The organism is Herbaspirillum sp. Her2 (assembly GCF_057961375.1).
In genome coordinates, this window is record NZ_CM176331.1 from 2012376 (window position 1) to 2033704 (window position 21329).

Sequence of the window (21329 nt, forward strand, 5' to 3'; positions counted from 1 at the left end):
CCGCCATGAAAAACGCCGCACCGAGCGCACCCGGTACGGCGTCCATTTCTTCATTTCAATCCGAGAAAATCAGAAGGTCTCCCAATCCCCATCATCGTTTGCGGGCGATGACCTGCCCGCAGAGGCCGGTTTGGCGGGGGCTGCAGGCTTGCCTGGTGGTGGCAGCGGCGCCGCCGCCTTGACCAGCGACTTGGCCGCAGGCTTGGGCAGTGGTTTGACCGGGATCGCTGCCTTGGCCGCAACAGGCGCAACCTTGGGGGCAGCCATCGGCGCGGGCGCTGCGGTGCCCTCCTCTCCTTCGACGCGGAAGGTCGCCACCGCGGCCTTCAGGCGTCGCGCCTGCTCTTCCAGTGAACCGGCTGCGGCAGCAGCCTCTTCGACCAGGGCCGCGTTCTGCTGGGTCACCTGATCCATCTCGCCGATGGCCAGGTTGACCTGCTCGATGCCCCGGCGCTGCTCTTCGGACGCCGCCGAAATCTCGCTGACGATGTCGGTCAGGCGATGCACCGCCGACACCACCTCGCCCATGGTCTCCCCGGCGCGGGCCACCTGGTCCGAGCCATCGCCCACGCGCTGCACCGAATCCTCGATCAGGGCCTTGATCTCCTTGGCCGCCTGGGCACTGCGCTGGGCCAGCGAACGCACTTCCGAGGCCACCACCGCAAAGCCACGCCCCTGCTCGCCGGCGCGGGCGGCTTCCACCGCCGCATTCAGGGCCAGGATATTGGTCTGGAACGCAATGCCATCGATCACGCCGATGATGTCGGAAATCTTGCGCGAGCTTTCCGTGATGCCCTCCATGGTCTGCACCACCTGCCCCACCACCTCGCCGCCGCGCCTGGCGATTTCCGAGGCGTTGTTGGCCAGTTGGCCGGCCTGGCGGGCGTTGTCGGCGTTCTGCTTGACGGTGGCGGTCAGGGTATCCATGTTGGAGGCCGTAGTGGCCAGCGAACCAGCCTGCTCTTCGGTGCGCGAAGACAGGTCCAGGTTGCCCGCTGCAATCTCGCGCGCGCCGATATCGATGGCATCGGTGCCCTGGCGGATGCCCTTGATGACGCCGCCCAGCCGCTCTCGCATGGTGGCCATCTCGAAGAGCAGACTGCGGTTGTCACCGGCACGGGTGTCGACCCGTACCGTCAGGTCGCCGTTGGCAATGCGCGTGGCGATGGCCACCGCATAGGCCGGCTCGCCACCGAGGCTACCGGTAATGCGGCGGATGATGGCCAGCATCATCAGCGAGACCAGTCCACCGACCACCACCAGGATACCGAGCAATTTGAACAGGTCGGAGCGGAACTGGGCCTGCACATCGGAGAGGAACACGCCCGTGACGATGAACCAGTCCCAGGTCTTGTTGTGCACCACATAGCTCATTTTTGGGGTGCGGTTACTGTCGTCGGTACCAGGCAGGCGGCCCATGTATTGCACGAAGCCGTGCTGTTTTTCCTGGCCGACCTTCATCATCTCGACGTAATAGGCCTTGCCTTCGGAATCCTTGCGGTCGGCCACGTTCTTGCCGATCATCGCCTTGTTGGAGGGCAGCATCAACACCACCGGGCGCGAATCGAAAATGAAGAGATAGTTGTCGCCGTCGTAGCGCATGGCGGCGATGCGTTCCAGCGCGTTCTTCTGGGCTTCCTCTTTGGAAATCTTGCCTGCCGCGACATCGGCCACATAGCTGTTGACCACCCCGTTGGCGGCTTCCACCACGCGGCGCAGGCCATCCTTGCGTTCTTCGATCATGGTTTCACGGGCGCTGAAGGCGGACCAGGCGGCCAGCGCCAGCAAACCGATCCACATCACGACCAGCGCAGACAGTAGCTGCGCCTTGAGGCTTTTCATTCTTGTTCTCCGGGAATGGGTGGGCCGCCCTGTGAACGGTCCCGTTTTGGCGAGCGACCACAATACTCTCTGACTCTCCCTGACAATCCCCTGAATACACCGCGTAACTGTCCCTGATTTTCCGGATTGCACCTTTTCTTTGCCAGCGTGCAGGAAGGTAAACACGCGCCCGATCAGGATCACCACAGCCGTTTTCTTGTGCGCCAGACATGCCAAGGACTCAACACCGGGCCGATTGGGAGCGCGGCAATGCCCTCAAATGACGGTATAATCGCCAACTTTCCCAGCCCTTTGCCGTGGCCGGCCGAGCTCCTCGCGAGATGCTGGCCCGGAAAGCTTTACTCCAGTCCAGCGACGTGAATCCCCTACTCGACAAACTGCAGCCCTATCCCTTCGAAAAGCTCAAGAAGCTCTTCGCCGGCATCACGCCCGACCCGGCTTATCGTCCGATCAGCCTGGGCATCGGCGAGCCCAAGCACCCTACCCCTGCCTTCATCCAGCAGGCGCTGACGTACAACCTGTCCGGCCTGGCCTCGTATCCGGCCACCCTGGGCAGCGACGCCCTGCGCGGTGCGATCGCTGACTGGCTGCAGAAGCGTTACGACATCCCGCGTCCCGATCCGGCCACCGAGATCCTGCCGGTGATCGGTTCGCGCGAGGCCCTGTTCTCGCTGACCCAGACCGTGGTCGATCCGACCAGGCCCGGCGCGCTGGTGATGTGCCCCAACCCGTTCTACCAGATCTATGAAGGTTCGGCCTACCTGGCCGGCGCCGAGCCCTATTTCGTCAATTCGGACCCGGCGCGCAACTTTGCGCCCGATTTCAGCCAGGTACCGCAAGAAGTATGGGAACGCGTGCAACTGCTGTTCGTCTGCTCGCCGGGCAACCCGACCGGCGCCGTGCTGACGCTGGAAGACTGGAAGGAACTGTTCGCCCTGTCGGATCGCTATGGTTTCGTGATCGCCTCCGACGAGTGCTATTCGGAAATCTACTTCAAGCAGGATCCGCCCTTGGGCGGCATGCAGGCCGCGCGTCTGCTGGGCCGTGACTATCGCAACCTGGTTTCCTTCTCCAGCCTGTCCAAGCGCTCCAACGTGCCAGGCATGCGCTCGGGCTTCGTGGCCGGCGATGCAGCCATCCTCAAGAAATTCCTGCTCTATCGCACCTACCACGGCGCGGCCATGAGCCCGGTGATCCAGGCCGCCTCCGTGCTGGCCTGGCAGGACGAAACCCACGTGCAGGACAACATCGCCAAGTACGTCACCAAGTTCTCCCAGGTGACCCCGCTGCTGCAGGAAGTGATGGACGTCGCCCTGCCCGATGCCGCCTTCTACCTGTGGGCCAAGGTCGACAAGCTGGTCGACATCAGCGACACCGAATTCGCCCGTCGTCTGTACGCCGAATATAATGTCACAGTCTTGCCGGGCAGCTACCTGGCACGCGAAGCGCATGGCGTCAATCCGGGCGCGGGCCGCATCCGCATGGCGCTGGTGGCCGAAGTGGGCGAATGCCTGGAAGCTGCGCAACGCATCGTCGCCTTCACGAAGAAACTGGCCGGCCAGGCTTGAGCTTGTCCGCACCGGCCCCGGTGCCAGTTTCTCTCCCGTTCACACTAGAGTTCATCGATATCAACATGACACAGTCCATTCAGCACATCATCGATCAGGCGTGGGAAGATCGCGCCAGCCTGTCTCCCAAGAGCGCCCCGGCCGACATCCGCAATGCGGTGGCCGAAGTGATCGCAGGCCTGAATGATGGCACCCTGCGCGTGGCCAACCGTCAGGGCGTCGGCCAGTGGGAAGTCAACCAATGGGTGAAGAAGGCCATCCTGCTGTCCTTCCGCCTGGAAGACAACGTGCCGATGTCGGCCGGACCTGGCTATCCGCAGTTCTACGACAAGGTGCCGACCAAGTTCGCCAATTACACTGCGGAAGATTTCGCCAAGGGCGGCTTCCGCGTGGTGCCGCCGGCGGTGGCGCGTCATGGCTCCTTCATTGGCCGCAACGTGGTGCTGATGCCCTCCTACGTCAACATTGGCGCTTACGTCGACGAAGGCACGATGGTCGACACCTGGGCCACCGTCGGTTCGGCGGCCCAGATCGGCAAGAACGTTCACCTTTCCGGTGGCGTCGGCATCGGTGGCGTGCTGGAGCCCGTGCAGGCGGGTCCGGTCATCATTGAAGACAATTGCTTCATCGGTGCCCGTTCGGAAGTGGTCGAAGGCGTCATCATCGAAGAGAACTCGGTGCTGTCCATGGGCGTGTACATCGGCCAGTCGACCAAGATCTACGACCGCGAAACCGGCGAAGTCCACTACGGCCGCGTGCCGGCGGGCTCGGTGGTGGTGCCGGGCAACCTGCCGTCCAAGGATGGCAAGTACAGCCTGTACGCCGCGATCATCGTCAAGAAGGTCGATGCCCAGACCCGCTCCAAGACCTCCATCAACGAACTGCTGCGCGGCGAGTAATTCCGCGCTGCGGCTTTGCTGAAGGCCTGAAGTACCCACGCGCCGCGCCGGTCGTCTCGCACACCGGCGCGGCGTCGTGTTCTGGCCCCCGATAGCCAGCCCCATTGAGAAAGCGAACATGAGCGACAAGATCACCCTTTTTGGCATTCCCAACTGCGACACCGTCAAGAAAGCCCGCGTGTGGCTGGACGAGCAAGGCATCGCCTTTCACTTCCACGATTTCAAGAAGGCCGGCCTCACTGCCGAACAGGCCCAGGCCTGGCTGAAGGACGTGGAGCGCGACGTGCTGGTCAACCGCAAGGGGACCACGTGGCGCGCCCTGCCGGATGAGCGCAAGGCCGCCATCACCGATGACGCCGCTGCGGTGGCCCTGATGGTGGAAAACCCATCGGTGGTGAAGCGTCCGGTGCTGTTCGATGGCAAGCATTATCACGTCGGCTTCAAGGCCGATCAGTATCAACACAGTTTCGAGAAATGATCATGAGCAAGACGCTGGCCCTGACCCAGGAATTGATGTCCCTTTCTTCCGTCACCCCCGAAGACAAAGGCTGCCAGGCGCGGCTGGCGGAATTGCTCGCGCCGCTGGGCTTCGTCTGCGAGACCATCCAGTCCGGCGACGTCACCAATCTGTGGGCGCGCAAGGGAACGGCGCAGCCGCTGGTGGTCTTTGCCGGTCACACCGACGTGGTGCCCACCGGCCCGCTGGAGAAGTGGCAGTCGCATCCCTTCCAGCCGACCCTGCGCGATGGCCGCCTGTACGGTCGCGGCGCGTCCGACATGAAGACGTCGATCGCCGCCATGGTGGTGGCTTGCGAAGAGTTCACGGCGGCCCATCCCGATCACAAGGGTTCGATCGGCTTCCTCATCACCAGCGACGAAGAAGGCCCGGCCATCGATGGCACGGTCGTCGTCTGCAATGCCCTCAAGGCGCGCGGCGAACAGCTGGATTACTGCATCGTCGGCGAGCCGACCTCGGCCAAGACCCTGGGCGACATGATCAAGAACGGCCGCCGCGGCACCATGTCGGGCAAGCTGACCGTCAAGGGCATCCAGGGCCATATCGCCTATCCGCAACTGGCGCGCAATCCCATCCACCAGGCTGCGCCGGCACTGGCCGAACTGGTGGCCGAGCAGTGGGATGCGGGCAATGAATACTACCTGCCGACTTCCTGGCAGATTTCCAATATCCATGGCGGCACCGGCGCCTCCAACGTGATCCCCGGCGAAGTGGTGATCGACTTCAACTTCCGCTTCTCCACCGCCAGCACCGTGGAAGGTTTGCAGCAGCGCGTGCATGCCATCCTCGACAAGCATGGCCTGGAATACGACCTGAAGTGGACCGTTGGCGGCCTGCCCTTCCTGACCCCGCGCGGCGACCTGTCGGATGCGCTGTCCAAGGCGATCAAGGACGAGACCGGACTGGATACCGAACTGTCAACCACCGGTGGCACCTCAGACGGCCGCTTCATCGCCCGGATCTGCCCGCAGGTGATCGAGTTCGGTCCGCCCAATGACAGCATCCACAAGATCGATGAGCACATCGAAGTGCGCTATATCGATCCCCTGAAGAACATCTACCGCAAGACGCTGGAAAACCTGCTGGCGTAAGCCCAAGCATTGAAGAGAACATCATGACCCCCAACAATTTCTCCACCGTGCGCGACCTGCTGCGCTACGCCGTGACCCGCTTCAACACCGAGCAACTGTTCTTCGGCCACGGCAGCAGCAATGCGCTCGACGAGGCAGCCTACCTGATCCTGCATACACTCAAATTGCCGCTGGATCAGCTCGATCCCTTCCTGGATGCGCGTCTGCTCCCCGAGGAAATCGCTTCCGTCATGCGCGTGATCGAACGCCGCAGCAAGGACCGCGTCCCGGCGGCCTACATCACCAATGAAGCCTGGCTGGGCGCATATCGCTTCTACGTGGATGAACGCGTGATCGTGCCGCGTTCCTTCATCGCCGAACTGATTCCGCAGCATTTCTCGCCCTGGATCCAGGATCCGGAAGCCATCGTCAACGCGCTGGACCTGTGTACCGGTTCCGGTTGCCTGCCGATCCTGCTGGCTGATGCCTTCCCGAACGCGCAGATCGATGCGGTCGACATCTCTGCCGACGCGCTGGCCGTGGCGCGCAAGAATGTGGACGAATACCAGTTGCAGGAGCGCATCAACCTGGTCGAGTCCGACCTGTACTCGCAACTGCCGCTGCGCAAGTATGACTTGATCATCAGCAATCCGCCCTATGTGAATTCCGGTTCCATGAGCAAGCTGCCCCAGGAATACCTGCGCGAACCGCAACTGGCCCTGGCCGGTGGCGAGGATGGCATGGACCTGGTACGCAAGATCGTCGCCGGCGCTGCCGAGCGCCTCACGCCCGAAGGCGTGCTGGTGGTCGAGATCGGCAATGAGCGCGCCTTCGCCGAAGCGGCCTTCCCGGAACTGGAACTGACCTGGCTGACCACCAGTGCCGGTGACGACATGGTGTTCCTGGTCACGGCCGAACAACTGCAACTGGCCTGACCCTGAGCGTCAGCATCCGCGTTAGCGCGCTCCAACGATTGTGAATCACCGATGATCCGTTTCCAGCAAGTTTCCCTCCAGCGCGGCGTCAAGCCGCTCCTGGACAATGTCGACCTGACGCTCAATCCGGGCGACAAGATCGGCCTGATCGGTGCCAATGGCGCCGGCAAGTCCAGCCTGTTCGCCATGCTGCGCGGCGAGCTGCATGCCGACCAGGGCAATGTCGATTTCCCGGCGCGCTGGCGCATGGCCTACGTCGCGCAGGAAACGCCGGCGCTGGATCGTCCCGCCATCGAGTACGCCATCGATGGCGACGCTCACCTGCGTCAGCTGGAAGCCGATCTGGCCCGCGCCGAAGCGCAGCCGGACGACAAACACGACGGCAACCATATCGCCGAGCTGCATACCGCGTTGGCCGATGCCGATGCCTACACCGTGCGCTCGCGCGCCGAGCAATTGCTGCTGGGTCTGGGCTTTTCGCTGGAGCAGATGGCGCGGCCCGTGGCCAGCTTCTCCGGCGGCTGGCGCATGCGCCTGAACCTGGCGCAGGCACTGATGTGCCCGTCCGACCTGCTGCTGCTGGACGAACCGACCAACCACCTGGACCTGGATGCCATCATCTGGCTGGAAGACTGGTTGAAGCGCTACGCGGGCACCCTGCTCATCATTTCCCACGACCGCGATTTCCTGGATGGCGTGGTGAACGTGATCGTTCATATCGATGATCGAAAACTCAAGCGCTATTCCGGCAACTACAGCAGCTTCGAGCGCCAGCGCTCGGCCCAGCTGGAGCTGATGGCGGGCATGATCGAGAAGCAGCAGCGCCAGCGTGCGCACCTGCAATCCTTCATCGACCGCTTCAAGGCCAAGGCGACCAAGGCACGCCAGGCGCAGAGCCGCATGAAAGCCCTGTCGAAGATGGAAGAGCTGGCACCGCTGCGGGCGGCCGCCGAATTCTCCTTCGAATTCCGTGAGCCCCTGTCGGCACCGAATCCGCTGCTGGTGATGGAAAAGGTCAACGCGGGTTATCACATCGAGGGCAAGAATGGCGCGCCCGATGAAGACAAGATCATCGTGCATGGCATCGATTTCTCGCTGCAGAGTGGGCAGCGCATTGGTCTGCTGGGCGTCAACGGCGCGGGCAAGTCCACGCTCATCAAGACCGTGGCCGGCGAGATCGATCCGCTGTCCGGTACGGCCCGCCTGGGCAAGGGACTGGTGATCGGCTACTTCGCCCAGCATCAGGTGGAAATGCTGCGCCATGACGAATCGCCGCTATGGCACCTGACCCGTCTGGCACCGGATGTGCGCGAGCAGGAACTGCGCAACTTCCTGGGCAGCTTCAATTTCAACGGCACCATGGCGACCTCCTCCATCGCTCCCTTCTCGGGCGGAGAAAAGGCGCGCCTGGCGCTGGCTCTGATTGTCTGGCAGCGCCCCAACCTGCTGCTGCTGGATGAACCGACCAACCACCTGGATCTGGAAACCCGCGAAGCGCTCACCATGGCGCTGGCACAGTTCGAAGGCACGCTGGTGCTGGTCTCCCACGATCGCCACCTGCTGCGCGCCACGACCGACCAGTTCCTGATCGTGGCCGAAGGCAAGCTGCAACCCTTCGATGGCGACCTCGACGACTACAAGGACTGGCTCTTCAAGACCAAGCTGGCCGCCCGCAACGATGCGGCGGCTGCCGCGCCGCTGCCCACGGCCAGCCAGCCGGTGGCCGAGGCCCCGGCCTCGCTGGTGGACCGCAAGGAACAGAAGCGTCTGGAGGCCGAGCAGCGCCAGAAGATGTCGGCCCTCAAAAAACCGATTGAGGCCCGCATCAAGCGCCTCGACGAACAGATCGCCAAGCTCAATGCGCGCAAGGGAGAGATCGATGCGCGCCTGGCCAGCCCGGATATCTACGACGCCGCCAACAAGGAAGAACTCAAGACGCTCATCACCGACCAGGCCTATTGCAGCAAGGAGCTGGACCAGCTTGAAAATGAATGGCTGGAACAGCAGGAGGCGCTGGAGCAGTTGCAGGCCTGAGCTGCGGAACCGCGTCGGGCATAAGCTTTCTACATCAAAGTATTAAGCCAGCCCTTGCAGTTCGGCAAAACGAGGGCATCATTGCGCCCTGGCCGCAGTTTTTGTGGCGAAAGTTTTTATAAGGACATGAACATATGAAGAAGAATATCAAGCAATGGCTGCTGGCCGGTGTCGGCGCAACCCTGCTGGCGTCCAGCCTGAGCGTGTCGGCGGCCGACCTGCTGGAATCGGTCAAGAGCAGCGGCACCCTGAAGGTGGCGCTGGAGGGCAACTATCCCCCGTTCAACTTCAAGGATGCCAAGACCGGAGAACTGACCGGTTTTGAGGTCGATGTGGCCAAACTGCTGGCGGCCAAGCTCGGCGTCAAGCCGGTCTTCACCACCACCGAATGGAGCGGCATCCTGGCCGGTCTGGGCGCAGGCAAGTACGACGTCATCATCAACCAGGTCGGCATCACCGACGAACGCCAGAAGGCTTTCGACTTCTCCGATCCGTACACCCTCTCCAGCGCCCAACTGATCGTGCGCAAGGATGAAAAGCGCGAATTCAAGAGCCTGGACGACCTGAAGGGCAAGAAGCTGGGCCTGGGTCAGGGCACCAACTTCGAACAGAAGGCCAAGGCCGTGGCCGGCATCGACGTGCGCACCTATCCGGGTTCGCCCGAGTATCTGGCTGACCTGGCCGCCGGTCGCATCGATGCTGCCCTGAACGACAGCCTGCTGGTCGGCTACATCCTGAAGTCGACCAACCTGCCGCTGAAGGCTGGCAGCCCGATCGGCACCGTCGACAAGATCGGCATTCCCTTCCGCAAGGGCAATCCGGAGTTCAAGGCTGCACTGAACAAGGCCCTGGCCGACATCAAGGCGGACGGCAGCTTCAAGGCCGCTTCCGAGAAGTGGTTCGGCATTGACGTGAGCCAGCCGCCGAAAGCACAATAAGGCGCGCCTGAACTGGCGCTCCCTGCCGCCCGGCACGTTCCGGGCGGACCGACTTATCCCCGCATCGCGGGGATAATTTTTTTATTCGAATGCTTATGGAAATCCTCGAACTGCTACAGCAAGCCGCCCCGACCCTGGCCAAGGGCGTGGGCTACACCCTGCTCTTCGCGCTGGCCTCGATGGTCGGCGGCCTGGTGCTGGGCTTCGTGCTGGCGGTGGCACGCATCGTTCCCTGGCGGCCCATCCACTGGCCGGCTGCCGTGTACGTCAGCATGATGCGTGGCACGCCGCTGCTGGTGCAGATCTTCGTGGTCTATTACGGCTTGCCGGGGATCGGGATCGAATTCTCGCCGCTGACAGCGGGGGTGCTGACCCTGAGCCTCAACGCCGGCGCTTACCTCTCGGAAAGCCTGCGCGGTGCCATCCTGGGGGTGACGCATGGCCAGTGGAATGCGTCTTACAGCGTGGGACTGACGTATTTCCAGACGCTGCGCTACATCATCGTGCCGCAGGCAGTGCGCATAGCCGTGCCCTCGATGAGCAATACCCTGATCAGCCTGATCAAGGATACCTCGCTGGTATCAGTCATCACGGTGACCGAATTGATGCTGGCCACCAAGGAAGTCATTGCGGTGACCTTCCGCCCGCTCCCGCTGTATCTGGCGGCGGCAGCCATTTACTGGATCCTGAGCCTGTGCTTCGAAGCCTTGCAGCACCGGCTGGAGAAGCGGCTGGGCAAGGCGCACCAGCACTGATCGCCCGCCCCAAGGAAAAAAGCCCGAATGCGATGCACTCGGGCTTTTTCGTCAGCTTTTTGTTGACCGGGGCGGGAATCTTTTCATCCGCGCGGAACTCAACGCTTGACGCGGTAGATATCCTGGCCGACTTCATTGATCTGGCGGCGCAGTTCGCGGCGTTCATCGGCACTGAGCTTGCCGTTGCGGCGCTGGTCCTGGTCGCTGGCGATCTGGTTGCGGTGATCCTGCGGGTTGAAGTCACCGGCATGCTGCCTGAAGTCGCCCGGCTGCCCCGGCATCGGCCGGCCGCCCTGCGGAGGGCCAGCCAGCGCGGCCGCTCCCACACCGAGCGCCAGCATCGCTGCCAGACATAGCTTGTTGACGACTGCAATCTTCATAATGCGATTTTTTCCGGAGACAGAGAATCAGGGAAGAGAAAGCGGTATCGACGTTGCTTTCCCGACGTGATTCCAGTTTAGGCCGCAGGCCGCGATGGTATAAGATGATTAAGGTAAGGTATGTAACAGTTTGTAATGGATCAACAGCCCCGACTTGCTCAAAATCGCCAAGACGCTACCATAGGCAACATGAATACGACCAACGGCAATACTAATACGACAACATCCGCCAATCAATTCAAAGTGTTGGTGGTGGATGACGACATCCGCTTGCGCGACCTGCTGCGCCGCTATCTGACCGAGCAGGGTTTCAACGTGGTCACGGCGGAAAACGCCCAGGCCATGAACAAGCTCTGGATCCGCGAACGCTACGACCTGCTGGTGCTGGACCTGATGCTGCCCGGCGAAGATGGCCTGGCCATCTGCCGCCGCCTGCGCGGTGCCGGCGACCAGACGCCCATCATCATGCTCACCGCCAAGGGCGAGGACGTGGACCGCATTATCGGTCTGGAAATGGGCGCGGACGACTACCTGCCCAAGCCCTTCAACCCGCGCGAACTGGTGGCGCGCATCAATGCGGTGCTGCGCCGCAAGGGTCCGGATGAACTGCCGGGTGCGCCTTCGGAAACCCCGGAAACCTTCGAATTCGGCGACTTCATCCTCGACCTGGGTACCCGTACCCTGAAGAAGAACGGCGAAACCATTTCCCTGACCACCGGCGAATTCTCGGTACTGAAGGTATTTGCACGCAACGCCCGCCAGCCGCTGTCGCGTGAAAAGCTGATGGAAATGGCGCGCGGCCGCGAATATGAAGTTTTTGACCGCAGCCTGGACGTGCAGATCTCGCGCCTGCGCAAGCTGATCGAACCCGATCCGGCCAATCCGCTGTACATCCAGACCGTGTGGGGCCTGGGCTATGTCTTCATCCCGGAAGGGAAACCGCGCTGACCTCCCGCTTCACCCCTGACCTGCAGGCCGTTTGCCGATGAAAACCCGCCCTCAATCCGGATGGTTCAGCAACGGCCTGTTCTGGCGCACCTTCTTCCTCCTGACCTTCCTGATCACCGCCAGCATGGTGGCCTGGGTGGCCAGCTTTCGCATGGTCGAACGCGGACCGCGTGCGGAACAGCTGGCCGCGCAGATCGTCTCGGTGGTCACCATCACCCGTGCGGCACTGACGCACTCGGCCCCCGAGATGCGCCGGGAACTGCTGTTCGACCTGGCCAGCAATGAAGGTATCCGCATCTATCCGCTGGAAAAGAGCGACCGCATCGTCCCGCCCGAGGACTCGCCCATCATCCCGGAACTGGAGTACTACGTGCGCCAGTCGCTGGATGAGAACACCATCTTCGCCTCCAGCGTGAATGAAGTGGAAGGCTTCTGGATCAGTTTCAATATCGACGATGACCAATACTGGCTGATGCTCGACCGCGGAAGGCTGGACCGCACGTCCGGCCTGCAATGGCTGGGCTGGGGCTCGATCGCGCTGTTCCTGTCGCTGATCGGTGCGGTCTTCATCTCCACCCTCATCAACCAGCCGCTGGCGCGGCTGACGGCGGCCGCTCGCGCCATTGCCAAGGGCCGCCAGCCCGAGCCGCTGCCGGAATCCGGCCCGACCGAGATCGAGGAAGCCAACCGCAGCTTCAACCAGATGGTGGCCGACCTCAATCGCATCGAATCGGATCGCGCCCTCATCCTGGCCGGCATCTCGCACGACCTGCGCACGCCCCTGGCACGCATGCAACTGGAAGTGGAGATGGCCAACCTGTCCGATGAATCGCGCGACGGCATGCATTCGGACCTGGCACAGATGGACAGCATCATCGGCCAGTTCCTCGACTACGCGAAGCCATTCGATGCCAACAGCCTGGAAAGCATCGACCTGGCCGGCGTGCTGGAAGATGTGGCCGCCAAGTCTGCGCGCCTGTCGGACGTGAAGCTCACTACCGAGATCACGCCCGCCACCGAAGTCGCCGGCAATGGCACCGAGCTGGCGCGTGTCTTCAGCAACCTGATCGAAAATGCGCGCCGCTACGGCAAGACCCCCGGCACCGACTGCGCAGAAATTCATCTGCGCAGCCGCATCGAAGGACATCAGGTGGTGGTGGAAGTGTTCGACCATGGCTCGGGCGTGCCCGAGAGCGAGTGCGAACGCCTGCTGCGCCCCTTCACCCGGCTCGATACCGCACGCGGCCAGGCCAATGGTTCCGGCCTCGGACTGGCGATCGTCAACCGCATCGTGCTCAAGCACAATGGCAAGCTGCTGTTGAAGGGACATGAAGACACCCACGGCGGCCTGCTGATCCAGATTTCCCTGCCCTTGAAGGGCCATCGCCGCCATGCCTGAGCGGTCCCTCCACTGGCGGCACCTGCCCTGCCTGCTGGCAGCCGCCCTGCCCGTCCTGGCCATGGCCCAGACCTATGCGGATCGCAACCTGAGCATGCCCGCTGCCGGCAGTGAGGGCAGCAAGCGTCCCATCGTGATCATTTCGCCGGTCATTCCAAACGGTCCCTCACCGCTCAGCATTGCCCCGCCACAGGGCGGTCCGGCAGGGGCTTATGCTTCCGACGAGCCAGGCCCGGACATCCGCGCCCGCAACGCCGACTACATCACGCAATTCAAGGTGGTGGGACAGATACCGGCCGGCGCAATCATCCGCAAGGTCAGCTGGCGCTATACGCTGGCCAGCAAGCCGCCCGGTTTCGAGGCCAAACTGTGCTGGAAGGATGCCGGGGTATGCTGGGACGTAAGCCAGGCCAATGCCGGCAGTACCGAATTCTTCAATGGCCGCGACGCCAGCCAGCCCTTCCAGCTGCATTACGGCGTGCGCGGTACGGCCCGCACGGGCGAGCCCCCCATCAAGGGCGAAGTCAACCAGGTCATCGTCACCTTCGACACGCCCGGCTGATCCGGAGCAGCTTCAGGCGGCGTAGTCGTCGATATCGCGCGCCTTTTGCAAGGCGTCATCGATCCGTTCCACCGCGATCACCTTCAAGCCCTCGATGGCTTGCTTGGGCGCATTGGCCTTGGGGATCACGGCAATGGAGAAGCCCAGCTTGGCGGCCTCGCGCAAGCGCTCCTGGCCGCGCGGCGCCGGACGGATCTCTCCGGCCAGACCGACTTCCCCGAACACCACCAGGCCACGCGGCAAGGGCTTGTTGCGCATCGAAGAATTGATCGCCAGGAGCACCGCCAGGTCGGCGGCGGGTTCAGTAATCTTCACCCCGCCGACTGCATTGATGAAGACATCCTGATCGAAAGCGGCCACCCCCGCATGACGGTGCAGTACCGCCAGCAGCATGGCCAGCCGGTTCTGCTCCAGGCCGACCGACAGCCGGCGCGCATTGGGAACGTGCGAGCTGTCCACCAGGGCCTGGATTTCCACCAGCAGCGGACGCGTGCCTTCCTGGGTCACCATGACGCAGGAGCCGGGGACCTGGTTTTCGTGCTGGGAAAGGAACAGGGCCGAAGGGTTGGAGACCCCTTTCAGGCCCTTCTCGGTCATCGCAAAGACGCCCAATTCGTTCACCGCCCCGAAACGGTTCTTGAAGGCGCGCACCAGGCGGAAGCTGGAGTGGGTATCGCCCTCGAAGTACAGCACCGTATCGACGATGTGCTCCAGCACGCGGGGCCCGGCCAGCGCGCCTTCCTTGGTCACGTGGCCGACCATGATGATGGTGATGCCGGACGTCTTGGCGACCCGCGTCAGTTGCGCCGCACATTCGCGCACCTGGGCCACCGAGCCGGGGGCCGAGGTCAGGGCATCCGAGTAGACGGTCTGGATCGAGTCGATCACGGCTACTTCCGGCTTGTGCTCGGCAAGGGTCGCCAGGATCTTTTCCAGCTGGATCTCGGCCTGCAATTGCAAGTCACGGGCATCGACTGCCAGGCGCTTGGCGCGCAAGGCGATCTGCGAGCCGGACTCTTCGCCGCTCACATAAAGCACTTTCTTCAGTTTGGAGATATTGGCCAGCGCCTGCAGCAGCAAGGTCGACTTGCCGATGCCGGGATCGCCGCCGATCAGCGCCACTCCGCCCGGCACCAGGCCACCGCCCAGCACGCGGTCGAATTCCTCGATGCCAGTACCAAAGCGCGGCACGTCGATCGCTTCGATATCGGCCAGGCTCAGTACCGGTGCGGTCTGCGCCAGGCTTTGCGGGGTCGACGAATAGCGATTCCCGCCACCGCTCTCCACCAGCGTCTCGACCAGGGTATTCCACTGGCCGCAGGCCGGACACTGGCCGGCCCATTTGTTGCTGACCCCGCCGCATTCGGTACAGGTGTAATTGGTCTTGACCTTCGCCATCGTCGCCTTGCTGCTTTCTGCTCTACCTGGGTATGCCTGCTGAAACTTCCCGGAAATCTGTCAGGAGGTTCATCTTTTTTCGTTCAGTCCACTTCACGCACCGCCACCCGTGGGGCCAGTGCGCACATCAGTTCATATCCGATGGTACCCGCCGCAAAGGCAACCTCATCGATGGGCAATTGCCGGCCCCACAGCTCGACGCGGCTGCCGACACTCGCGCCGGGAAGTTCGGTCAGGTCCACGCACAGCATGTCCATCGAGACCCGCCCGACGGTGCCGGTCTTGATACCGTCGACCAGCACGGGCGTGCCTGTCGGCGCATGGCGCGGATAGCCGTCCGCATAGCCGCAGGCGACCACACCGATACGCATCGGCTTGTCCGCCACGAAGCGGCTGCCGTAGCCGATGGCTTCACCCGTGGGGATGTCCTGCACGCCGATGATCTGGCTTTCCAGCGTCATCGCCGCGCGCAGGCCAAAGTCGGCGGCACTGCCACCGCCCGGGGTAGCGCCGTACAGCATGATGCCGGGGCGCACCCAGTCATGGGCCAGTTCGCCATGCATCAGGTCGGCAGCGGAATTGCAAAGGCTGCGCGCGCCGGGCAGCCCTTCGGTGCCGGCCTGGAAGCGGCGTACCTGCTCGGAGAGCGGCAAGGACGGGTTGAGCGCATCGTCGGCATTGGCGAAGTGGGTCATCATGGTGATGCTGCGCACGCTGGCGATCTTGCTCACGCGCGCATGGGCGGCGTGAAAGGCCTCGGGCTTGAAACCCAGGCGGTTCATGCCGCTGTTCATCTTCAGGTGCACATGGAAGGCGGCGTCGGTGACGAATTGTTCCAAAAGCGCGATCTGCTCATCGCAATGCACGGCAAACTGGATGTCGTGGCGGGCCAGCACTGGCAGGTCCTCGGCATCGAAGAACCCTTCCAGCAACAGGATGGGCTTGGTCCAGCCCAGCTCGCGCAGGCGAACGGCATAATCCGGTTCGACCAGCGCCAGGCCGTCGGCATCGGCGAAACCGCGCATGGCGCGTTCCAGCCCGTGACCGTAGCCATTGGCCTTGAGTACCCCCCAGACGCGGGCGTTGGGCGCATGGGCGCGGGCGACGGCAAGATTGTGTTGAAGTGCGGAAATGCTGATGGAAGCGACGATCGGTCTTGGCATGATATCCAGTGGCAGTAACGAGGGCAGATGGCTCACAGAGGGCCTTCGCGGGTAGGCGAACGGCCGATCTCGGCTGGCAATGCGCACGGCGAGCAGCAAGGCCGCCATGGGCCTGCCTGTCGCGGTTCGCCCGGAAGTTTTTGTCCAGCGGGGAACAAGCGGGCATTTTACCGGACGAACATCTTTATGGTTTGACTTATGACGGAGCGTGCATGGTTTCATGGTATAAAGCTACCCGGACATCATTTGTTATACATCTTGGACAGGGATGAATCGCGGTTTCTATACCATCATGGCGGCGCAGTTCTTTTCGTCGCTCGCCGATAACGCGCTGCTGATCGCCGCCATCGCCCTACTTGCCGAAATGCATTCGCCAGCGTGGATGACCCCGCTGCTGAAGCTGTTTTTCGTGCTTTCCTATGTGCTGCTGGCGGCCTTCGTGGGTGCGTTCGCCGACGCCTTCCCCAAGGGCAAGGTCATGTTGATCACCAACATGATCAAGATCGTCGGTTGTTCCCTCATGTTCTTTACCGTGCATCCTCTGCTGGCGTATGCCGTGGTCGGCTTCGGTGCAGCGGCCTATTCACCGGCCAAGTACGGGATCCTCACCGAACTGCTGCCGCCGGAAAAACTGGTCGCGGCCAACGGCTGGATCGAGGGGCTGACGGTGGGCTCCATCATCATGGGCACGGTCCTTGGAGGGGCGCTGGTCAATCCCAAGATTTCAGCGGTGATCCTCAGCTTCGACTTCCCGATGGTCGACCTGCCCATTGACACCCCCACCGAAGCGGCCCTGTGCATCATCTCCTGCATCTACATCGTCGCCGCCCTCTTCAACTTCTACATTCCTGATACCGGTGCCCGCTACGAGCATCAGGAACGCAATCCCATCCGCCTCATCGTCGATTTCGCCGGCTGCTTCACCACCCTGTGGAAGGACAAGCTGGGCCAGATCTCGCTGGCCGTGACCACGCTCTTCTGGGGCGCCGGGGCGACATTGCAGTTCATCGTTCTGAAATGGGCGGAAAAGTCGCTGCACATGCCGCTGGACAAGGCCGCCATCCTGCAGGGCATCGTCGCCGTAGGCGTAGCTCTGGGCGCGGTAGCCGCCGCCCGTTTCGTGCCGCTGAAAAAATCACTGACCGTCATGCCGCTGGGCATCATCATGGGCATCGTGGTAATGCTGATGACCACCACCACCTCGGTGTGGGTGGCCTATCCGCTGCTGGTGATCGTGGGCGCACTGTCGGGCTACTTCGTGGTGCCGATGAACGCCCTGCTGCAGCATCGCGGCCACGTGCTCATGAGCGCAGGCCATTCGATTGCCGTCCAGAACTTCAACGAGAACCTCTCGGTGCTGACCATGCTGGTGCTGTATGCCTTCATGGTGCGCATGAACCTGGATGTGAATACCGTCATCATCATCTTCGGCTCCTTCGTGGCCGGCATCATGTATCTCATCATGCGCCGCCATGCCGCCAACCAGCGCGAGCATGACTCGCTGGCGCTGATCGGCGAGGACAAGCATCCCCACCACTGATTTCAAGATGGATTGAAGGTCTGGACCGGCGGTTCAGACCGGCACGACGGCGTGCTGCACCGTTGCGGCGGCACGCGCTTCCCACTGCGGCGGCACGACGAAGCCGCGCATCACTTCCAGCCATTCCGGCTCAGCACTCCGATGCAGGCGGCATTGCGCCACCATGACCGGACTGTCGTCGGCACTGAACATGTCTTCCAAGGTGCTCCGCAGCTGTGCCAGGGTCATGCCCTGCCCGGCTGGAAGGCGCGCCGGTGCCAGCCAGGACAGGCGCGGCAGGACGGCATAGCACATCGTCTCTTCTTCAATACGCGGCAGCGAGGCCGCATCACACCAGAATCCCCGGCAATGATCGGCAGCAATGCCCATGGTGGGCGGCAAGCTCAGCGCCGCACCCAGCGGGTAGAACAGCCATCCCTTGACCAAGGCGCGCGCCGCCACCACAGGAGCCGGCAGTACCGCCTGGGCGGCCGGATGTTCGGAAAGCTTCAGTTGCTGCTGCATGATCTTGCGCATCTTGCGGCCCAGCGAATCGGCCAGGTTGGGACCGACGAAGGCATCCGCCTGCGCCGTGGCGGCCAGCTCCCGCGCCTGCAAGAGATAGAACTTGGTGGCGAACTCCCAATGCACGACGCCGCCGTCGTTCTCCGCCTCGGGGGAACGGATCAGGAAATCGAATTCGCCGAGTGTTTCTCGCGTCGGTCCCTGATTGCGGACCTGCAAATTGGCGGCGACCAGGCAGTCCTGCTGGCGCAGATAGAAACCGAGCAGCTTTTCGGCGTACCGGCCCAGGCGTCCTGATGGCTGTTGCGCCAGGTGGGCGTGCAAGGTGGCATTGATGGCCGGATCGTATTGCAGGTCGTGCAGCCAGCCGGCCACCTCGGGTGACAGCTGGCCCAGCGTGGCGACCCGGCCCTCCCAGCAGACGGCCTCCGGCGCCAGCAGATCGGGCGCATACAACAGCCAGGCCAGTGCGCGCACGTGCGGATCCCGCAGATCGGGCCAGCGCTGGTGGAAACGCGCCTGATGCGAGCTCAGGTCCATGCCGGCCATCGCTTCAGCGGGCTTGCGCAGCGTAAGTGCTCATGGCCAGGCACAGGTCGGCCCAGGCCTTGCTCTTGTCGGTGAGCGTGCGCAGCAGATAGGCCGGGTGGTAGGTCACCACCAGCGGCAGGTCCTGATAGCGATGCAGCGTGCCGCGCAGACGCGAAACCGGCGTGGCCGGATCCATGCCCAGCAGCGAAATGGCTGCCGTCTTGCCCAGTGCTACCAGCACGGTCGGCTGGATCAGTTCGATCTGGCGCTGCAGATAAGGCAGGCAGGAGGCCACTTCCTGCGGCGAGGGCGGACGGTCGCGGCCGTTGTCGTCGGTGGGACGGCATTTGACGATGTTGGCGATGTAGGCATTCTCACCGCGCTTGACGCCCATGGACAGCAGCATGTTGTCCAGCAGCTTGCCGGCAGGGCCGACGAAGGGTTCGCCCTGCTGATCCTCGTTGCGGCCCGGGCCTTCGCCGATGAAGAGCCACTTGGCCTTTTCATCGCCTACGCCGAAGACGGTATTCTTGCGGCCTTCGCACAGCCCGCAGCGGCGGCACTCAGCAACCTGCTGCTTGAGCTGCGGCCAGTCCATGGCCTTGATGCGGGCAATCATGGGGTCAACGGCCGGGGCGTCTTCCTCGTCGTCGCCGTCCGGGATCAGCATCGGTTCCAGCGCAGTACCGAAGTCCATCTCGTCCAGCCAGGAAGGCGGGCCGCCGTCTTCATCGACCGGCGCACGCGGACGAGCGGGGGCGGCGGGAGCCGGACGAGCAGCAGGCGTGGACGGTTGCACCACCGGAGCAGCGACGGGCGGCCTGGATTGAGCCACGACGGGTTCAGGCGCGATGACCTTGGGCGCGTCGACAGGGGCAGCGGGCACGGCCGCGGCCGTTTCCTGAGCAGGTACTTCCGCCTGCGCGGCCTGCACCTCTTCCACCGCCAGCTCACGCCGCACCCAGACCGGGCCAATGCCCAGCGCATCCAGCAGGGCCAGGGAGGAGCCGAAGCCCGGATCTTGTTTCAATTCTTCATTCATAAGGGCAGACTCATGACGATAGCCCCTTCTCGGGTCTGGTTGGCGGCGGGATAGTAATTCTTGCGCCGCCCGATTTCAGTAAAGCCGTACTGGCGATAGACCTTGGCGGCATGCACGTTGGACTCACGTACCTCCAGCAACATGGTCCGCATGTGGTGCTGGCGTGCCAGCCCGGTCGCCTGGTCCAGCAGCATGCGGCCCAGGCCCTGATGCTGATGCAGGGCGGCCACGCTGATATTGAGCAGATGGGCTTCATCCACGGCCAGCATCACCAGGAAGTAGCCCAGCAATTCGCCGTGGGCATCCCGCAGGGTCTGCGCCTGGTAGCCGCTGTAGAGCGAATCCTGAAAATTGCCGCGCGTCCAGGGATGGGAGTAGACGGCCTCTTCGATCCTGACCACCGCATCCAGGTCACTCGCGCCCATGGCCGCAAATTGCAGCCGCCCGTAACGCGGATGCGAGACAGGCAGCGGCACGGCCAGTTGCTCGCTCATGCCACACCCTTGGCCGCATCGCGCACTTCGCGCTCGGCCGTGGTCAGGGCCACCTTGTTACGCAGATAGAGCGGCTGCGCCTGCTGTGCCGGCAAGGCCAGGCCGGCGCTGAAATGCACCTGTCCCAGCGTCGCCACCTGGCGCGCATGGGGCATCGCCTGTGGCTGCACACTGGCGAAGGCGGCCGTGCAGAAGTTGGCGCTGAAATGCTCGGCATACACCGACAAACCATTGCCGCAGGCATGGGGGCGGCCTTCGACCGGTACCTGAGCGGCAGACGACAGGGCCGGTTCGGCAAGCGTCTCCCAACCGCCATCGGTACGGGCGCGGTAGCGCGCCCAATAGACTTCACCCATGCGGGCATCGAGGATGGCCAGCACATCGCTGGCCTGCGGATTTTCATCACGGCAGGCTTGGGCCGCCGCTTCCAGAGTCACCACCGGGACCACCGGACGGTCACAGCCAAAGGCCAGCCCCTGCACCACGCCGCACGCCGTGCGCACGCCGGTGAAGGAGCCGGGGCCCACGCCAAAGGCCAGCGCATCGCATTGCGACAGCGCCAGGCCGGCATCGGCCAGCAATTGTTGGATCATGGGAAGGATGGCGTCCGAGTGCGTCTGGGTACCAGCAGACTGGCGCGCAATCAGTTCGCCCTGGTAGAGCAAGGCCGCCGAGGCCAGCTCGGTGGAGGTTTCAATGGCAAGAATCGTGGACATCCCGCTATTTTACCGTGCGGCGCGCAATTGTTCGGTGCGTTCGCATCTAAGGTGAGCCTTTGTGCGGCAGCGCAAAACCCTTCGCGCCGAAGGG

General features: G+C 63.2%; 20 protein-coding genes. 12 read left to right on the forward strand and 8 right to left on the reverse strand.

Annotated elements, in window-relative coordinates; genetic code table 11:
• Positions 1-69: 69 nt before the first annotated feature.
• The gene (locus ACWHXP_RS09090; RefSeq protein WP_489633972.1) at positions 70-1842 is read right to left on the reverse strand and encodes a methyl-accepting chemotaxis protein; all 1773 of its coding nucleotides are present in this window, start codon (positions 1840-1842) and stop codon (positions 70-72) included.
• A gap of 356 nt (positions 1843-2198) precedes the next feature.
• Here ACWHXP_RS09090 and dapC point away from each other — a divergent pair, with 356 nt between their 5' ends.
• From dapC to ACWHXP_RS09130, 8 genes are all read left to right on the forward strand, one after another.
• The gene (gene dapC, locus ACWHXP_RS09095; protein ID WP_489633971.1) at positions 2199-3410 is read left to right on the forward strand and encodes a succinyldiaminopimelate transaminase; all 1212 of its coding nucleotides are present in this window, start codon (positions 2199-2201) and stop codon (positions 3408-3410) included.
• A 65-nt stretch (positions 3411-3475) separates the two neighbouring features.
• On the forward strand, positions 3476-4309 hold the full coding sequence (gene dapD / locus ACWHXP_RS09100) for a 2,3,4,5-tetrahydropyridine-2,6-dicarboxylate N-succinyltransferase (RefSeq protein WP_039788307.1): 834 nt from the start codon (positions 3476-3478) through the stop codon (positions 4307-4309).
• A 118-nt stretch (positions 4310-4427) separates the two neighbouring features.
• Complete coding sequence (locus tag ACWHXP_RS09105; RefSeq protein ID WP_489637769.1) at positions 4428-4787, forward strand: ArsC family reductase; 360 nt, start codon at positions 4428-4430, stop codon at positions 4785-4787.
• Between the two features lie 2 nt (positions 4788-4789).
• The gene (dapE, locus tag ACWHXP_RS09110) at positions 4790-5917 is read left to right on the forward strand and encodes a succinyl-diaminopimelate desuccinylase (protein WP_489633969.1); all 1128 of its coding nucleotides are present in this window, start codon (positions 4790-4792) and stop codon (positions 5915-5917) included.
• Between the two features lie 23 nt (positions 5918-5940).
• Positions 5941-6831 carry a 50S ribosomal protein L3 N(5)-glutamine methyltransferase gene (prmB, locus tag ACWHXP_RS09115; RefSeq protein WP_489633968.1) on the forward strand — a complete coding sequence of 297 codons (891 nt, stop codon included), beginning with the start codon at positions 5941-5943 and terminating at the stop codon, positions 6829-6831.
• A 51-nt stretch (positions 6832-6882) separates the two neighbouring features.
• Positions 6883-8865, forward strand: coding sequence for an ATP-binding cassette domain-containing protein (locus tag ACWHXP_RS09120; RefSeq protein WP_209580587.1), 1983 nt, complete (start codon positions 6883-6885; stop codon positions 8863-8865).
• Between the two features lie 134 nt (positions 8866-8999).
• Positions 9000-9803 (forward strand): cystine ABC transporter substrate-binding protein, encoded by an 804-nt coding sequence (locus ACWHXP_RS09125; protein ID WP_121039936.1) that lies wholly within the window; start codon positions 9000-9002, stop codon positions 9801-9803.
• 95 nt (positions 9804-9898) lie between these two features.
• Complete coding sequence (locus ACWHXP_RS09130; protein WP_199900340.1) at positions 9899-10558, forward strand: amino acid ABC transporter permease; 660 nt, start codon at positions 9899-9901, stop codon at positions 10556-10558.
• Positions 10559-10656: 98 nt separating this feature from the next.
• On the opposite strand, the gene ACWHXP_RS09135 is transcribed toward ACWHXP_RS09130, so the two are convergent.
• The gene (locus ACWHXP_RS09135; protein ID WP_039788314.1) at positions 10657-10938 is read right to left on the reverse strand and encodes a hypothetical protein; all 282 of its coding nucleotides are present in this window, start codon (positions 10936-10938) and stop codon (positions 10657-10659) included.
• 189 nt (positions 10939-11127) lie between these two features.
• Between ACWHXP_RS09135 and ompR the strand changes: the two genes are divergently transcribed.
• The 3 genes from ompR to ACWHXP_RS09150 are packed head-to-tail and all read left to right on the forward strand — an operon-like array spanning position 11128 to position 13847.
• A complete protein-coding gene (gene ompR / locus ACWHXP_RS09140) occupies positions 11128-11886 on the forward strand; it encodes an osmolarity response regulator transcription factor OmpR (RefSeq protein WP_039788315.1) in 759 nt (252 codons plus the stop codon).
• 37 nt (positions 11887-11923) lie between these two features.
• Positions 11924-13285: a sensor histidine kinase gene (locus ACWHXP_RS09145; RefSeq protein WP_204725417.1), complete on the forward strand. Its 1362-nt coding sequence runs from the start codon at positions 11924-11926 to the stop codon at positions 13283-13285.
• Entirely contained in the window at positions 13278-13847 is a 570-nt protein-coding gene (locus tag ACWHXP_RS09150) for a flagellar protein FlhE (RefSeq protein ID WP_489625392.1), read from the forward strand. The genes ACWHXP_RS09145 and ACWHXP_RS09150 overlap by 8 nt, the downstream gene beginning before the upstream one ends.
• Before the next feature lie 12 nt (positions 13848-13859).
• Here the strand turns inward: ACWHXP_RS09150 and radA are convergent, their stop codons facing one another.
• Both radA and alr read right to left on the reverse strand, forming a co-directional pair.
• On the reverse strand, positions 13860-15245 hold the full coding sequence (gene radA, locus ACWHXP_RS09155; RefSeq protein ID WP_489633967.1) for a DNA repair protein RadA: 1386 nt from the start codon (positions 15243-15245) through the stop codon (positions 13860-13862).
• An 83-nt stretch (positions 15246-15328) separates the two neighbouring features.
• Positions 15329-16408, reverse strand: a complete 1080-nt coding sequence (gene alr / locus ACWHXP_RS09160) for an alanine racemase (protein ID WP_489625390.1) — start codon at positions 16406-16408, stop codon at positions 15329-15331.
• A 268-nt stretch (positions 16409-16676) separates the two neighbouring features.
• Between alr and lplT the strand changes: the two genes are divergently transcribed.
• The gene (gene lplT, locus ACWHXP_RS09165) at positions 16677-17948 is read left to right on the forward strand and encodes a lysophospholipid transporter LplT (RefSeq protein WP_121039922.1); all 1272 of its coding nucleotides are present in this window, start codon (positions 16677-16679) and stop codon (positions 17946-17948) included.
• A gap of 33 nt (positions 17949-17981) precedes the next feature.
• Here lplT and ACWHXP_RS09170 read toward each other — a convergent pair whose 3' ends face one another.
• The 4 genes from ACWHXP_RS09170 to tsaB are packed head-to-tail and all read right to left on the reverse strand — an operon-like array spanning position 17982 to position 21235.
• Entirely contained in the window at positions 17982-18992 is a 1011-nt protein-coding gene (locus tag ACWHXP_RS09170) for a DUF1853 family protein (protein ID WP_489633966.1), read from the reverse strand.
• Between the two features lie 13 nt (positions 18993-19005).
• Positions 19006-20025 (reverse strand): uracil-DNA glycosylase, encoded by a 1020-nt coding sequence (locus ACWHXP_RS09175; RefSeq protein WP_489633965.1) that lies wholly within the window; start codon positions 20023-20025, stop codon positions 19006-19008.
• Positions 20022-20519 (reverse strand): ribosomal protein S18-alanine N-acetyltransferase, encoded by a 498-nt coding sequence (rimI, locus tag ACWHXP_RS09180; RefSeq protein ID WP_310835541.1) that lies wholly within the window; start codon positions 20517-20519, stop codon positions 20022-20024. The genes ACWHXP_RS09175 and rimI overlap by 4 nt, the downstream gene beginning before the upstream one ends.
• On the reverse strand, positions 20516-21235 hold the full coding sequence (gene tsaB, locus ACWHXP_RS09185) for a tRNA (adenosine(37)-N6)-threonylcarbamoyltransferase complex dimerization subunit type 1 TsaB (RefSeq protein ID WP_286867423.1): 720 nt from the start codon (positions 21233-21235) through the stop codon (positions 20516-20518). The genes rimI and tsaB overlap by 4 nt, the downstream gene beginning before the upstream one ends.
• Positions 21236-21329 lie beyond the last annotated feature (94 nt).

Bases quoted from the DNA above. Each gene is read 5' to 3' on its own strand.
- ACWHXP_RS09120 (WP_209580587.1), top strand. From the start codon at position 6,883: ATGATCCGTTTCCAGCAAGTTTCCCTCCAGCGCGGCGTCAAGCCGCTC.
- radA (WP_489633967.1), bottom strand. From the start codon at position 15,245: ATGGCGAAGGTCAAGACCAATTACACCTGTACCGAATGCGGCGGGGTC.
- tsaB (WP_286867423.1), bottom strand. From the start codon at position 21,235: ATGTCCACGATTCTTGCCATTGAAACCTCCACCGAGCTGGCCTCGGCG.
- ACWHXP_RS09150 (WP_489625392.1), top strand. From the start codon at position 13,278: ATGCCTGAGCGGTCCCTCCACTGGCGGCACCTGCCCTGCCTGCTGGCA.
- ACWHXP_RS09090 (WP_489633972.1), bottom strand. From the start codon at position 1,842: ATGAAAAGCCTCAAGGCGCAGCTACTGTCTGCGCTGGTCGTGATGTGG.
- ACWHXP_RS09145 (WP_204725417.1), top strand. From the start codon at position 11,924: ATGAAAACCCGCCCTCAATCCGGATGGTTCAGCAACGGCCTGTTCTGG.
- dapD (WP_039788307.1), top strand. From the start codon at position 3,476: ATGACACAGTCCATTCAGCACATCATCGATCAGGCGTGGGAAGATCGC.
- ACWHXP_RS09130 (WP_199900340.1), top strand. From the start codon at position 9,899: ATGGAAATCCTCGAACTGCTACAGCAAGCCGCCCCGACCCTGGCCAAG.
- dapE (WP_489633969.1), top strand. From the start codon at position 4,790: ATGAGCAAGACGCTGGCCCTGACCCAGGAATTGATGTCCCTTTCTTCC.
- ACWHXP_RS09135 (WP_039788314.1), bottom strand. From the start codon at position 10,938: ATGAAGATTGCAGTCGTCAACAAGCTATGTCTGGCAGCGATGCTGGCG.
- rimI (WP_310835541.1), bottom strand. From the start codon at position 20,519: ATGAGCGAGCAACTGGCCGTGCCGCTGCCTGTCTCGCATCCGCGTTAC.
- ompR (WP_039788315.1), top strand. From the start codon at position 11,128: ATGAATACGACCAACGGCAATACTAATACGACAACATCCGCCAATCAA.
- prmB (WP_489633968.1), top strand. From the start codon at position 5,941: ATGACCCCCAACAATTTCTCCACCGTGCGCGACCTGCTGCGCTACGCC.
- lplT (WP_121039922.1), top strand. From the start codon at position 16,677: ATGAATCGCGGTTTCTATACCATCATGGCGGCGCAGTTCTTTTCGTCG.
- ACWHXP_RS09105 (WP_489637769.1), top strand. From the start codon at position 4,428: ATGAGCGACAAGATCACCCTTTTTGGCATTCCCAACTGCGACACCGTC.
- ACWHXP_RS09175 (WP_489633965.1), bottom strand. From the start codon at position 20,025: ATGAATGAAGAATTGAAACAAGATCCGGGCTTCGGCTCCTCCCTGGCC.
- ACWHXP_RS09125 (WP_121039936.1), top strand. From the start codon at position 9,000: ATGAAGAAGAATATCAAGCAATGGCTGCTGGCCGGTGTCGGCGCAACC.
- ACWHXP_RS09170 (WP_489633966.1), bottom strand. From the start codon at position 18,992: ATGGACCTGAGCTCGCATCAGGCGCGTTTCCACCAGCGCTGGCCCGAT.
- alr (WP_489625390.1), bottom strand. From the start codon at position 16,408: ATGCCAAGACCGATCGTCGCTTCCATCAGCATTTCCGCACTTCAACAC.